Annotated in this window: 11 protein-coding genes; 5 read left to right on the top strand and 6 right to left on the bottom strand. The window is 71.4% G+C overall.

The window, feature by feature from the left end:
• Window positions 1-59: 59 nt before the first annotated feature.
• On the bottom strand, window positions 60-3,344 hold the full coding sequence (locus ACFWM7_RS27440) for a S8 family serine peptidase (protein WP_383265270.1): 3,285 nt from the start codon (window positions 3,342-3,344) through the stop codon (window positions 60-62).
• A 280-nt stretch (window positions 3,345-3,624) separates the two neighbouring features.
• Between ACFWM7_RS27440 and ACFWM7_RS27435 the strand changes: the two genes are divergently transcribed.
• A complete protein-coding gene (locus tag ACFWM7_RS27435) occupies window positions 3,625-3,999 on the top strand; it encodes an STAS domain-containing protein (RefSeq protein ID WP_383265267.1) in 375 nt (124 codons plus the stop codon).
• Window positions 4,000-4,185: 186 nt separating this feature from the next.
• On the opposite strand, the gene ACFWM7_RS27430 is transcribed toward ACFWM7_RS27435, so the two are convergent.
• From ACFWM7_RS27430 to ACFWM7_RS27420, 3 genes are all read right to left on the bottom strand, one after another.
• Window positions 4,186-4,464, bottom strand: coding sequence for a hypothetical protein (locus ACFWM7_RS27430; protein ID WP_383265263.1), 279 nt, complete (start codon window positions 4,462-4,464; stop codon window positions 4,186-4,188).
• A 20-nt stretch (window positions 4,465-4,484) separates the two neighbouring features.
• On the bottom strand, window positions 4,485-5,513 hold the full coding sequence (locus tag ACFWM7_RS27425; protein WP_383265261.1) for a sigma-70 family RNA polymerase sigma factor: 1,029 nt from the start codon (window positions 5,511-5,513) through the stop codon (window positions 4,485-4,487).
• Window positions 5,514-5,688: 175 nt separating this feature from the next.
• A complete protein-coding gene (locus tag ACFWM7_RS27420; RefSeq protein ID WP_383265259.1) occupies window positions 5,689-6,405 on the bottom strand; it encodes a L,D-transpeptidase family protein in 717 nt (238 codons plus the stop codon).
• A 274-nt stretch (window positions 6,406-6,679) separates the two neighbouring features.
• Between ACFWM7_RS27420 and ACFWM7_RS27415 the strand changes: the two genes are divergently transcribed.
• Window positions 6,680-7,426 carry an SAM-dependent methyltransferase gene (locus ACFWM7_RS27415; RefSeq protein ID WP_383265256.1) on the top strand — a complete coding sequence of 249 codons (747 nt, stop codon included), beginning with the start codon at window positions 6,680-6,682 and terminating at the stop codon, window positions 7,424-7,426.
• A 62-nt stretch (window positions 7,427-7,488) separates the two neighbouring features.
• Here the strand turns inward: ACFWM7_RS27415 and ACFWM7_RS27410 are convergent, their stop codons facing one another.
• Window positions 7,489-8,796, bottom strand: coding sequence for an MFS transporter (locus ACFWM7_RS27410; RefSeq protein WP_383265253.1), 1,308 nt, complete (start codon window positions 8,794-8,796; stop codon window positions 7,489-7,491).
• Between the two features lie 62 nt (window positions 8,797-8,858).
• Between ACFWM7_RS27410 and ACFWM7_RS27405 the strand changes: the two genes are divergently transcribed.
• Window positions 8,859-9,812: a LysR family transcriptional regulator gene (locus ACFWM7_RS27405; protein ID WP_383265250.1), complete on the top strand. Its 954-nt coding sequence runs from the start codon at window positions 8,859-8,861 to the stop codon at window positions 9,810-9,812.
• Between the two features lie 71 nt (window positions 9,813-9,883).
• Here ACFWM7_RS27405 and ACFWM7_RS27400 read toward each other — a convergent pair whose 3' ends face one another.
• A complete protein-coding gene (locus tag ACFWM7_RS27400; RefSeq protein ID WP_383265265.1) occupies window positions 9,884-10,561 on the bottom strand; it encodes a dienelactone hydrolase family protein in 678 nt (225 codons plus the stop codon).
• Window positions 10,562-10,748: 187 nt separating this feature from the next.
• Here ACFWM7_RS27400 and ACFWM7_RS27395 point away from each other — a divergent pair, with 187 nt between their 5' ends.
• Together ACFWM7_RS27395 and ACFWM7_RS27390 are read left to right on the top strand one after the other, a co-directional pair.
• Window positions 10,749-11,903 (top strand): adenosine deaminase, encoded by a 1,155-nt coding sequence (locus ACFWM7_RS27395; protein WP_383265248.1) that lies wholly within the window; start codon window positions 10,749-10,751, stop codon window positions 11,901-11,903.
• A gap of 135 nt (window positions 11,904-12,038) precedes the next feature.
• Window positions 12,039-12,338 (top strand): hypothetical protein, encoded by a 300-nt coding sequence (locus ACFWM7_RS27390; RefSeq protein ID WP_383265245.1) that lies wholly within the window; start codon window positions 12,039-12,041, stop codon window positions 12,336-12,338.
• The last annotated feature ends 66 nt before the right edge of the window (window positions 12,339-12,404 follow it).

Below are 12,404 nucleotides of genomic sequence, written 5' to 3'. Positions count from 1 at the left end.
GGAGAGGATCCGTGCGGCGGGCCGCCGTCGTGCGGGTGCGAACTACCCCCCGTAACGGGTCACTTGCCCAGGTAGGCGCTGTAGATCTTCACCGACGAGGTGTTGCCCTTCTTGTCGGTGACCTTGGCGGCGAAGGAGATCGCCTTGCCCTTGGCCGGGTTCTTGACGGTGATCTTCCCCTTCTTCACCGTGACCTTCTTCCAGGTCTTGCCGCTGTTGTAACTGACGTACGTCTTCAGCGACTTCAGGTTCTTGCCCGCCGCCTCGCCGTGCACCTTCACCGGCACCGAGACGGTCTTTCCCGCCTTGGCCCGGCCGTCGGCCCCGATGGCCGGGGTGAACCGGACCGTGGAGACCGGGAGCGCGGTGTACTCGGTCTTCTTCGACGAGAACGTCCAGGACGCGTCCACCCGGGTGGAGAGCGGGCTGATCTTCGCGCTGTGCTTGACCGAGGTCGACAGCTTGTACGCCGCGGATCCGGCCGGGACCTTGAAGGACTCCCCGCCGTACAGCGGGTCGTTGTTCTGGGCGAACTTCTTGCCGTTGCGGTACAGGACCGTCTTGGCCGACGCGAGCTCCATGGAGCCCTCGTTGCCCTGGCCGTCCGCCAGCAGCGGGAGGTATCCGCTGATCTCGTTGCCCTCACGGGTGACGCCGAAGTCGTCGTTCACCAGCGGCTGGAACACCCCGGTGTTCACGGACTTGCTGGAGGACTTGCCCGCCTTGTACGTCGCCTCCGGACCGACGAAGTAGTTCGCGTCGTACGTCGGGAAGCCGTCCTCGTCGACCGCGCCCATCTGGCTGAAGTCGAAGGCCCAGGTCGCCTTGTCGGCGGTGGAGAGGTACAGCGTGCGGGTGCCGGGCAGCTTCTGCTCGATCGAGGCGGCCACGCCGCTGTCCGACGTGGGCAGGAAGCCCCAGGCGGCGAGCGCGCCCTTCTTCTTCGGGGCGGCCGCGCCCATGGTGAACGTCACCTTGGCCAGCTGACCGGTGGTGAACTTCCGGTCGTAGCCGGTCGCGAGCTTCTTGACCGTGCCGCCGACCGTGATGTCGTACTCGGTCGACGCCCCCTTGGTCCACATGCCCGACCAGTGCTGGGCGAGCGAGCCGTCAGTGATCTGCGGACCCACGTGGAGCGTGCGGAAGGCGGCCGGCGAGTCCATCAGCCAGCCGAACGAGACCCCGTCGCTCTTCGATTTCACCGAGTAGTCCGGCGAGAACAGCTGGGCCTCCGCCTTGGCGTCCGGCAGCGTGATCTTCACCGGCTTCGCCTTGCGGGCGTCGAACGTCAGCGAGGTGTTCTCGGTGACCGCGACCTTCGGCTGGGCGATCCAGTCCACGCCCTTGTCGAAGTCCTCCGGGTGGCCGTAGACCGTGGAGTTGACCACGTACGTGCCCTTGGGCACCCGGATCTTCGCCGTGCCGTTCACGACCTGCGGGCTCAGGAACGAGCCGCCGACCTTGTCGTTGAGGCCGTAGAGCGTGCTGTCCGCGTAGGGCGCCGGACGGCCGTCCCGGCCGAGGTGCTTCACGGTGAGGTCGTAGCTCTCGACCTCACGCTCGACGGCGGCCGCCGTGCGCACGGTCTGCCCGCCGCCGGTCGCCACCACATACGCGGAGTAGGTGCCGTCCGCCGTGCCGCCGATACGGGTGTCGGCCGTCAGCGTCGCCTCCGCGGTGCCGCCCGCGGGGACGGTGACCTTGTCCGCGCCGAGGGTGAAGAAGCCCGCCGGGGCCGGCTTGCCCGCCGGACCCGTGCCCGTCACCTTCAGGTCGAGGGTGACATCGGTCGTACCGAGGTTGCGGTACGTCACCTTCTCGGCGACCGGGACGTCATCGGTGTGCGGCCACTGCTGCACGCCGAAACTCACCGACACCGGCTCAGCGACGACGCTCTGGGCGATCGCGCGGTCCACCTGGATCCGGCCGGAACCCTGCTGGAACGGGTTGTACGCACCGGGCTTCGTGGACCCGGTCAGCGCGCCCTTCAGCTCGGCGTACGTCCAGTCGGGGTGCTGCTGCTTGAGCAGCGCTGCCGCGCCCGCGACGTGCGGGGTGGCCATCGACGTACCCGAGATGGTGGCGTAACCGGCGGGCTTCTCACCCACCTCCTGGGCGATCAGCGAATCGGACGGGATGGCCGCCGTGGTGTCCACGCCGGGAGCCGTCACGTCCGGCTTGATCGCACCGTCGCCGATCCGCGGACCACGGCTGGAGAAGTCCGCCAGCTTGTCCTTGTCGTCGACCGCGCCGACCGTCAGCGCGGCGTTCGCGCTGCCCGGCGAGCCGACCGTGCCCGCGTCGTCGCCCTCGTTGCCCGCGGCGATCGCGAACAGGACGCCCTTCTCGGCCGACAGCTTGTCGACCGCCGCCTCCAGCGGGTCCACCTCGGGGGTGTCGGGTCCGCCGAGGCTCAGGTTGACGATGTCGGCGCCCTGGGCGACCGCCCACTCCATACCGGCCAGGATGCCGGAGTCCTCGCCGTAGCCCTCGTCGTCGAGCACCTTGCCCGCGAGCAGCTCGGCGTCCGGGGCCACGCCCTTGAGCTTGCCGCCCGACTTCGCGCCGGTGCCCGCCGCGATCGAGGCGACGTGCGTACCGTGGCCGACCCGGTCCTTGGTGTCCTCGGCGGAGCTGAAGTTCTTCTCCGCGATCACCTGGCCCTTGAGGTCGGGGTGGGTGGTGTCCGTCCCGGTGTCCAGGACCGCGATCTTGACGCCCTTGCCGGTGAACCCGGCCTTCCAGGCCGCCGGGGCGCCGATCTGCGGGACGCTCTTGTCGAGGCTCGCCTTCCGCACGCCGTCCAGCCACACCCGGTCGATGCCGGCCGCGGTGGTCACCCGGTCGCCGTCTGCGCGACGTTCGGTGAGCGCCTGCCAGATCTCCGGCGCGTCGGTCGTCGGCGTCGTCACGGACTCGGCGTTCAGCGACGTCAGGCTCCGGCCGACCTCGGTGCCGCCCGCCTCGCGGACCTGCGCCCTCGCGGTGCCGGCCTGCTTGCCCCGGTAGCCGACGATCAGCTTCAGGCCGTCCTTCTGGGCCCGGAGGTTCTCCGGACGGCTCAGCTCGGTGACGTCGAACAGCCGCCGGTCGAGCTTGCCGGAGACGACCAGCCGGTGGGCGTCGGCCGGGATGAGGAGGGCGTGCCCCTTGTCGCTCATCCGCTGGACCGGGATGTGCTCCCGCCCCTTCGCGGGCCGGAAGGAGACCGGCTTGCCCTGGGCGTTCACGGTGACCCGGTCGCCGGTGACGAGGGTCAGCTCACGCACGTCCCGGTCCTGGGCCTGCGCACGGGCACCGGACGGCCCCCGCTGCTCCGGCTGGGCGACGGCGGGGCCGGCCATGCCGGCCGCCAGTGCCACGGCGGCCGCTGTGGCGACCGCGGGTATGCACGCGTTTCTCACGTGTCTGCGCAACTCTCCCCCTGGAGAACTCGATGGTTCTTCACGCCGTCGGTCCGCAGACATACAGGAGTGACGGCTGCGGCCGTCGGTTCACCGAACTAGAGGGGAAGCCCAGCGCGTTGGTTCACAGGTTCTGCACAGGAATCCGGAGATGACGCGAAAGAGCCCCCGCGTGAGCCCTGGTGAGCCCTCGCGCGAGGGCGTCGCCGGGGCCGGGCCGATGATTTTCGCCCGCCGGGGCGGTCTGCCTGGTGTGGATGCCGAAAATCCGATCACCTTGACCGTGACCGGCCGGGTCAGCCGTGCCGTCGTACCCGACCTCTGCGCCGAACTGGAGCGTGCTCTCGCCGGCCCCCGCGGAGCCGCCCTCGCTCCGGGCGCCGCCGTGGACTGCGATGTGGGCGGGGTGACCCGGCCGGATCTGACCGCCGTCGAGGCCGTGGCCCAGCTGGGGCTCGTCGCCCGCCGGGCCGGTCACACCCTGCGGCTGCGCCGCGTACCCCCCGAACTCCGGGCGCTGCTGGACCTGGTGGGGCTGGCCGACGTGGTGGCCCTGGAGGAGGGCCCGGAGGAACGGGTACCGGACGCCCGCTGACGTACGGCCCCGGCCAGGCGCGTGCGGACCCCGTTTGTGCGGGCCCGTTTGTGCGGCTCGGCGCGTGCGGGCGGGACGCGTGCGGCCCCCGCGTGTACGGACTCGGCGCGTGCGGGCCCTTACGCGCCGGCCCCCGTGTGTACGGACTCGGCGCGTGCGGGCCCTTGCGGTGCCGGGCCCGCGCTCTCACCCCGTGCAGACGTACACCCGGAGCTCCACCCCGCTCCACGTACCGTCAGGGTTCTGCCGGACCGTGCCGTCCGAGGGCTCCCAGCCGCCGGGCGGGGCAGTCGGTGTCGCCCGGGCGGAGGCTTGCCGGGTGTCACAGGGAGCCGGGGACGCCGTCGCCGCCCCGCGTTCCTGTGTCGGCCGGGGAGCCGGACCGGAGGTGGCGGCCGGCTCGCCCAGCCACTGGGTGGCCCCCCAGCCGCCCGCGGCGATCACCGCCCAGGCGGCGAGCGGCACGACGGGTCTTCGGCCGCCCACTACGCGTCCGCCGGCAGCCGGTCCGGCAGGCCGAACAGCGGGAACCAGCGCGGGACGTCCAGGAAGCAGTGCATCCCGGTGATCTCCCCGTCCTGGATGTCGATGACCTGGACCGCCCAAGGCACGAACCCGGACCCGTCCTCGGCCGGCTTGTAGTGCGCGAAGGCGGGGGAGCCGTTGGCCGAGACGGGCACCAGCTTGGAGCCCGCGCACGCCGCGCCGATGGAGGTCATGAAGCCCGTGATGTCCCCGGTGCCCCGCAGCCACAGGTCGAACGGCGGCATCGTCATCACCGCGTCCTCGTGGAGCAGCGCGGTCAGGGCAGCCATGTCATAGCCCTCGAACGCCTTCACATAGCGCTCCAGGAGCTTCTGCTGCTCCTCGTCGAGCGGGTCCGCCGGATCGCCCGCCCGGCCCTCCGTCTCGGTCAGCGTGGCGCGGGCCCGCTGGAGCGCGCTGTTGACCGAGGCCACGGAGGTCTCCAGCAGCTCGGCGACCTCCGCCGCCTTCCAGGCGAGCACCTCGCGCAGGATCAGCACGGCGCGCTGCTTCGGCGGCAGGTGCTGGAGCGCCGCGACGAACGCCAGGCGCACCGATTCGCGCGCCACGGCCGCCTCCGCCGGGTCCTGGACCGACGGCAGGATCCGGCCGTCGGGCATCGGCTCCAGCCAGACGTTCTCCGGGCGGGGGCTCAGCGCGGCCTGGGCGAGCGGGGTCGGGCCCGTCAGATCGACCGGGCGGGCCCGCTTGTTGCCCGCGTTCAGCATGTCGAGGCAGACGTTGGTGGCGATCCGGTAGAGCCAGGAGCGCAGCGACGAACGGCCCTCGAACTTGTCGAAGTTGCGCCAGGCCCGGACCAGGGTGTCCTGCACCGCGTCCTCGGCCTCGAAGGCGGACCCGAGCATCCGGTAGCAGTAACCGGTCAGCTCGATCCGGTGCCCTTCCAGGCGGCTGTCGATCCCGGCGGCATCGGGCTTCTCGGCGCTCGCCGCCGCTCCTGCGGCCGTCGTCGTGGTCAGATCGCTCATCGCTCCACCCCTGTCGCGCGCCCTCGCGCTGTGGCATCCGTCACCCGGTACGTCGGAAGCTACCGCAGGCCACTGACAGTCGGGGGCGGAAAACGAACAAGGGGTACCGGAGGCCGTGGCTCCGGCCACGATCCCGTCCGGCACCCCTCAGGATGCGCGCCTCGCGGCGGGGTCCTCAGGTCCCGGGCTTGCGCCCGTACACGTACACGTCGTCGCCGTTCTTCAACAGTTTCCAGTATGCCTTCGCGTCGTCGGGCCGCATGTTGACGCAGCCGCCGGAGCCCGGCGGGTTGTACATGGACTTGGTGACCGAGTGGAACGCCTGGCCGCCGTCGAAGAACTGGGAGTGCGGCATCCAGACCTTGTAGATGGTCGACCAGTGCTTGATATTGCGCCAGTAGATCTTCTTGGCCCCGGTCCGGGTCTCCGCGCCGTCCCGGCCGGTCCGCACCGGCACCGGGCCGTACTTCAGCTTCTTGCCGTCCTGGATCCAGCTCAGCTGCCGCGTCAGGTCGACACAGGCGATGCGCCCCTTGTCGGTGGGGCACTCCCCCGCCTTGTCGGGGTTCTTCCCGGCCGCCTTCTGGGCGAGCATCGTGTTCATCGTGCGCCAGGTCAGCGGACCGGCGTACCCGATGGCGGGGGTGATCCCGTGGGCCTTCTGGAACTTCTGGGTCGCCTTGCAGTCGGCCGTCGACTGCTTGCCGTCCACGGGCCGCTTCAGGAACTTCTCGACCTGCTTCTGGTGCGGTCCCACCGACTTCGTGCAGGACGCCGCGTGGGCGGCGGTGCCGGTGCCCAGGACCAGGGCCGGGGCGGCCACCAGTCCGGCGACGGACAGGGCCGTCCCCCGTCGCAGCCGTCCGCCGGATGTCTTCGCCATGTCTCCCATGCGGCAACTCCCCTTCGCCCACAGTGGTTTTGTGGTCACGCCTGGTAGACGTGCGAAGGGGATCGGTGGTTGCGCGCCGGTATGTCTCGGTTGCGTCCCGAAAAACCGGTGGAGGCGCGGACCGAAAGGCCGTACGGTCGCCGAGTTCCCGATCCGCGCGTTCACGACGAGGTGTTTTCGATGACGGTCCGAGCAACGGCGGCCGACTCCGGCCGGCTGCCCTTTGCAGACGCCACGACCTCATCGACCTCATCGAACGTAAGGAACACCTCTCGTGGATCTTCCACGCATCTTCACCGTTCGCGAAAGTAGCCACCGCATCCACAACCCGCTCACCCGCGGCAAGCTCGCCGACCTCGGTCGGGCGCTGCACCTGGCGCCCGGAACCCGTGCGCTCGACCTCGCGAGCGGGTCGGGTGAGATGTTGTGCACCTGGGCCCGCGACCACGGAGTGACCGGGACCGGGGTGGACATCAGCACGGTGTTCACCGGGAAGGCCCGCTCGCGCGCCGCCGAACTCGGCGTCGCGGACCGGGTCACCTTCGTGCACGGCGACGCCTCCGGCTTCGTCGCGGACGAGCCGGTCGATCTCGCCGCCTGTGTCGGCGCGACCTGGATCGGCGGTGGGGTGGCCGGCACCGTCGAACTGCTGGCCAGGAGTCTCCGCCCCGGCGGCCTGATGCTCATCGGTGAGCCGTACTGGCTCCGGGAAGTGCCGGACCGGGAGGCCGCCGAAGGCTGCCACGCTCGCGGCAAGGACGACTTCCTGCTCCTGCCGGAGCTGATCGAGCAGTTCGGTGACCTCGGGTACGACGTAGTGGAGATGGTGCTGGCCGACCAGGACAGCTGGGACCGGTACCAGGCGGCGCAGTGGCTCAACCTCCGTCGCTGGCTCGACGCGCATCCCGATGACGAGTCGGCCGCCGAGGTGCGGGCCGAACTCACCACCGGTCCCGCCCGTTACGCGCGGTATCAGCGTGAGTACCTTGGCTGGGGAGTCTTCGCGCTGATGGCCCGCTGACGGTCCGCCGACGGCCCGAGCGGTACGGGTCCGGGCAGCGTCTGTTGCCCGGGCCCGTGTGCTCAGCGGGTCGCCGGAACCAGCGCCCGCCGCTCCGCACGCGCCACCCGGGTTCCGTACAGCGTGATCGAGACGACGCCGAGGACCGCGAGCAGGCCGAGCGCCACCGTCGCGGCCCAGCCGCCGGCGTGGAAGGCGACCGCGCCCAGCGTGCCGCCCGCGCTGGAGCCCAGGTAGTACGCCGACTGGTACAGCGCCGAGGCCTGCGCCCGGCCCGTCGTCGCGGTCCGGCTGACCGAGGACGAGGCGACCGCGTGCCCGGCGAAGAAGCCGGCCGTGATCAGCACCAGGCCCAGCAGCACGGCGGCCAGCTGGTCCGCCAGCGAGAGCAGCAGCCCGGCGGCGGTCGTGGAGACCGCCAGGTAGAGCGCGCCCCGGCGGCCGAGGCGGGCCACCAGACGTCCGGCGGCGGCGGATGAGACCGTACCCACCAGGTAGACCAGGAAGATCGACCCGATGACGCCCTGCGGCAGGCTGAACGGCTCCTCGACCAGGCGGTAGCCGATCACCGTGTAGACCGCGCCGAACACCGTCATGAACAGCGCGCCGATCGCGTACAGCCGGACCAGCAGCGGGTCGGCCAGATGCGTGGCGACGGTCTTCGCCAGGGCCTTCGGGTTCAGCGAACCGGGGCGGAAGTTCTTCGCCTTCGGGATGAGGAAGTGGAAGACGACGGCGCACGCCAGCGCGAGGAGCCCGACCACCGCGAGTGCCGCGCGCCAGCCCCAGGCCTGGGCGACCCACCCGGTGAGGATGCGGCCGCTCATGCCGCCGATGCTGTTGCCCGCGACGAACAGCCCGATCGCGGCGATCAGCGCCTTGGGCCGTACCTCCTCCGCGAGATACGCCATCGCGGACGCCGGGAGCCCGGCGAGCGCCGCACCCTGGACGGCGCGCAGCGCGATCAGTGCGCCCATCGACGGGGCGAGCGGCACCAGCAGCCCGACCAGCACCGCGACCGCCAGCGACGCCGTCATCATCTGCCGCCGCCCGAACCGCTCCGAGAGCGCGCTCAGCGGCAGCACGAACAGGGCCAGCGCCCCGGTCGCCGCCGAGACCGTCCAGCTCGCCTGGCCGGCGGTGGCGTCGAACGACGCGGAGACGGCCGGCAGCAGGGCCTGGGTGGAGTACAGGAGGGCGAACGCCGCGACACCGGCGGCGAAGAGGGCGAAGCTCATCCGGCGGTAGCCGGGGCGGCCGGGCTCCAGGCGCTCATGGGTGGAGGCCGGCGCGGCGGTGGTGGTGACGGGGGACGACGGCGCAGAGGCACCCACCACGACGGTGGATGCCCCGGTATCAGCGGGAGGCATACGTCGAACGTAGAGCGAGACGTTTCATGCGTCCAATGCACGAAACTGCCATAATCAATCCCATGGCGCATGAACGCAGCTCAGGGCCTCGGCTGTCACCGAGCAGTTACGAAGAAGACATCCGGGCGGTCCTCGCGCCCCGCCTCGCGTACTTCGAGGCGGTCGCCCGCCACGAGCATGTGACCCGCGCCGCACACGAGCTGGGCGTCCCGCAGTCCACGCTCTCGCGGGCCATGGTCCGGCTCGAAGCGGACCTGGGCGTCGCCCTGTTCGCCCGCAAGGGCCGTACCGTCTCGCTCACCCCGGCGGGCCGCACCTTCCTCGGCTCGGCGGAACGCGCCCTGGCCGAGGTGGAGAAGGCCGCCGACTCGGTCCGGGCGGACGCCGACCCCACGGCCGGCCGGGTCTCCTTCGGCTTCCTGCACACCATGGGTTCCGAGACCGTGCCCGGCCTGATCCGCGCGTTCCGCGTCGACCACCCGCGCGTCCGCTTCCAGCTCGTGCAGAACTACGGCGAGGCGATGATCGAACGGCTCCGCGCGGGCGGCCTCGACCTCTGCCTCACCTCACCCGTGCCCGACGCCCCCGACCTGGTCACCCGCCGCCTCGACGAACAGCGGCTGCGCTTGGTGGTCCCGGACGACCACCGCCTCGCCTCCCGCCGCCGGATCCGCCTCGCGGAGGCGGCCGACGAGACGTTCGTGACGCTGGAGCCGGGGTACGGGCTGCGCCGGATCACCGACGACCTCTGCGCGGAGGCGGGCTTCACCCCGCGCGTCGCCTTCGAGGGCGAGGAGGCGGAGACTCTGCGCGGGCTGGTCGCGGCCGGGCTCGGGGTGGCGCTGCTGCCGCCGCCGGCGGTCGCCCGCCCCGGGGTCGTCGAGCTGACGGTGACGGCCCCGCGCGCGGCCCGCGAGATCGGCGTCGCCTGGCTCGACGGACACCCCGACACCCCGCCGGTCGCCGCCTTCAAACGCTTCCTGCTCTCGCGGCGGGGGAATCTGCTGCCGGACTGAGGCGGCGACCCCGCTCCGGCGGTCGGTGCGGCGGCGGAAGACCTGACGCCGACCCCGGTCCGGCACCCGTCTCAGTGCCGCAACGACCGCCCGAACCCGGCGGCCAGCGGCATCCGCAGCCCCAGCGGCGGCGGTGCGGCGAGCGCGTCCGCGACCGGGCGGGCGTAGGACCGGGCGAAGAGCGAGCCCCGGACGAAGTCGGCTGCCAGCGCCACCACTTCGGAGCGGTGCTGGCGCAACGCGTGCCCGTCGGAGTGCACTTCGAAGCGGCAGGTGTCCCGGTTGGACTTCTTCGCCCGCTCGGCCAGCCGGTAGGACAGCTCCGGGTCGGTGCGCTCGTCGTTGGTGCCGTGCACGATCAGCACCCGCCGCCCCGCCAACTGCTTCACCGGCTCCTGTCCGTCCGCCGTCCGCTCCGGCAGCCACGGGGCCATCGCCAGCACGGAGGTGACCGCACCGTGCCCGGCGGCCCGCAGCGCCGCCCGCCCGCCCATCCCGTGCCCGACCAGGCAGACCGGCACGTCGCCGTACCGCCGCTGGACCTCGTCGGCGGCCCACGCGGCGTCCTCGGCGGGGTGCGCGTCGTCCGCGTTCCAGCCGCGGCAGCGGTAGCGCAGCACGTGCACGGCGAGCCCGTCGCCCTCCCCGGCGCGGGCCAGCGAACGGGCGAACGGCAGCTGTGTCGCGTACGACAGGGTGGAGGGACGGCGGCGGGAGGCGGCCTCGCCGTCCGGAAGCAGCAGAACCACGCCGCTGACCTCGTCCGTTGCTCCGGCCGTCTGTACGGCCCGTCCCAGCCTGGCTTCGGGCAGGGGGAGTGCGCGCTGTCCCATGACAGAACAGTGTCAGAAGGACAGGTGTACTCCACCCGACTTCGCGGTCACTGTTACGCATCGACACGAGGCGCTCTACGCGCGTAGGCGCTAGAGTGCCAAGATGACGAGCCAGACCCCGAATGTCCCTGATTCCGACCAGATCCGGCGCGCCCCCAAGGTGCTGCTCCACGACCACCTCGACGGCGGCCTGCGGCCGGGCACCATCGTCGAGCTGGCCCGCGCGCAGGGTTACGACTCCCTCCCCGAGACCGAGGCCGACAAGCTCGGCATCTGGTTCCGCGAGGCCGCCGACTCCGGTTCGCTGGAGCGCTACCTGGAGACCTTCGCCCACACCTGCGCCGTCATGCAGACCCGTGACGCGCTGTTCCGGGTGGCCGCCGAGTGCGCCGAGGACCTCGCCGAGGACGGTGTCGTCTACGCCGAGATCCGTTACGCCCCCGAGCAGCACCTGGAGGGCGGCCTGACCCTCGAAGAGGTCGTCGAGGCCGTCAACGCGGGCTTCCGCGAGGGCGAGCGCATCGCTCGCGCGGGCGGCCACCGCATCCGCGTCGGCGCCCTCCTCACCGCGATGCGGCACGCAGCCCGCGCGCTGGAGATCGCCGAACTCGCCAACAGCTACCGCGACCAGGGTGTCGTGGGCTTCGACATCGCGGGCGCCGAGGCCGGCTTCCCGCCCACCCGCCACCTCGACGCGTTCGAGTACCTCAAGCGCGAGAACAACCACTTCACCATCCACGCGGGCGAGGCCTTCGGCCTGCCGTCGATCTGGCAGGCCCTCCAGTGGTGCGGCGCCGACCGGCTCGGCCACGGCGTGCGGATCATCGACGACATCGAGGTCGCAGAGGACGGCTCGGTCTCCCTCGGCCGCCTCGCCTCCTACGTACGGGACAAGCGCATCCCGCTGGAGATGTGCCCGACCTCCAACCTCCAGACCGGCGCGGCCGACTCGTACGCCGAGCACCCGATCGGACTGCTGCGCAAGCTGCACTTCCGGATCACCGTGAACACGGACAACCGGCTGATGAGCGGGACCAGCATGAGCGGGGAATTCGAGCGGCTGACCGAGGCTTTCGGATACACGCTCGACGACATGCAGTGGTTCACAGTCAATGCGATGAAATCAGCTTTCATTCCTTTCGACGAACGTCTCGCGATGATCAATGACGTCGTCAAGCCCGGATACGCCGAGCTGAAGTCGGAGTGGCTTTTCTATCAGACCGCTGTGACCAGCGGATCTACGGTCTCCGGAGGCTGATGGACACACCAGGTGAAAGGGCCGGGCAGCGGTCTCCCGGCCCTTTTTCCGCGTGTCGGGATGTTTGCGGACGGGGCGGCGGGATGGCTAGTTTGCAGAGCCGCTCACATCCCCTTCCCCAAGGATGAATTCTCCATGAAGAAGTCTGCCAAGACTCTCGGTGTCGCCGCTCTCGGTGCCGCTTTCGCCGCTGCCGCCGGCGGCAGCGCCTCCGCCGCCACCTCGCTGCCGCTGGACGCCGCGGCCGGGGTGCTCCCCGTCTCGACGATGGCGCTCGACACCGTCGCGCAGTCGGTCCAGAACGCGCCGGTCCAGGACACCGTCGGCAAGGTCCTCGGCGGCCAGGCCACCGACGCGGCCGCCCCGGTCACCGGCCTGCTCGGCGGACTGCCCACCCAGGGCCTCACGGCCAACGGGATCCCGCTCGGCGGCTGAGCCGCGCCCGCGCGCCGGGATGCCGGCGCGCACCCGTACACGTCAGTGGGGCGCACACCCTGGTCC

The organism is Streptomyces sp. NPDC058375 (assembly GCF_042723425.1).
GTDB lineage: Bacteria > Actinomycetota > Actinomycetes > Streptomycetales > Streptomycetaceae > Streptomyces > Streptomyces durocortorensis.
The sequence above is the reverse complement of the archived record's forward strand: the minus strand, read 5'-3'. Positions and strand labels throughout refer to the sequence as shown.

Excerpts from the sequence above, each read along its gene's own strand:
- ACFWM7_RS27440 (WP_383265270.1), bottom strand. The coding sequence starts at position 3,344 with ATGGCCGGCCCCGCCGTCGCCCAGCCGGAGCAGCGGGGGCCGTCCGGT.
- ACFWM7_RS27435 (WP_383265267.1), top strand. The coding sequence starts at position 3,625 with ATGATTTTCGCCCGCCGGGGCGGTCTGCCTGGTGTGGATGCCGAAAAT.
- ACFWM7_RS27425 (WP_383265261.1), bottom strand. The coding sequence starts at position 5,513 with ATGAGCGATCTGACCACGACGACGGCCGCAGGAGCGGCGGCGAGCGCC.
- ACFWM7_RS27420 (WP_383265259.1), bottom strand. The coding sequence starts at position 6,405 with ATGGGAGACATGGCGAAGACATCCGGCGGACGGCTGCGACGGGGGACG.
- ACFWM7_RS27410 (WP_383265253.1), bottom strand. The coding sequence starts at position 8,796 with ATGCCTCCCGCTGATACCGGGGCATCCACCGTCGTGGTGGGTGCCTCT.
- ACFWM7_RS27405 (WP_383265250.1), top strand. The coding sequence starts at position 8,859 with ATGGCGCATGAACGCAGCTCAGGGCCTCGGCTGTCACCGAGCAGTTAC.
- ACFWM7_RS27395 (WP_383265248.1), top strand. The coding sequence starts at position 10,749 with ATGACGAGCCAGACCCCGAATGTCCCTGATTCCGACCAGATCCGGCGC.
- ACFWM7_RS27390 (WP_383265245.1), top strand. The coding sequence starts at position 12,039 with ATGAAGAAGTCTGCCAAGACTCTCGGTGTCGCCGCTCTCGGTGCCGCT.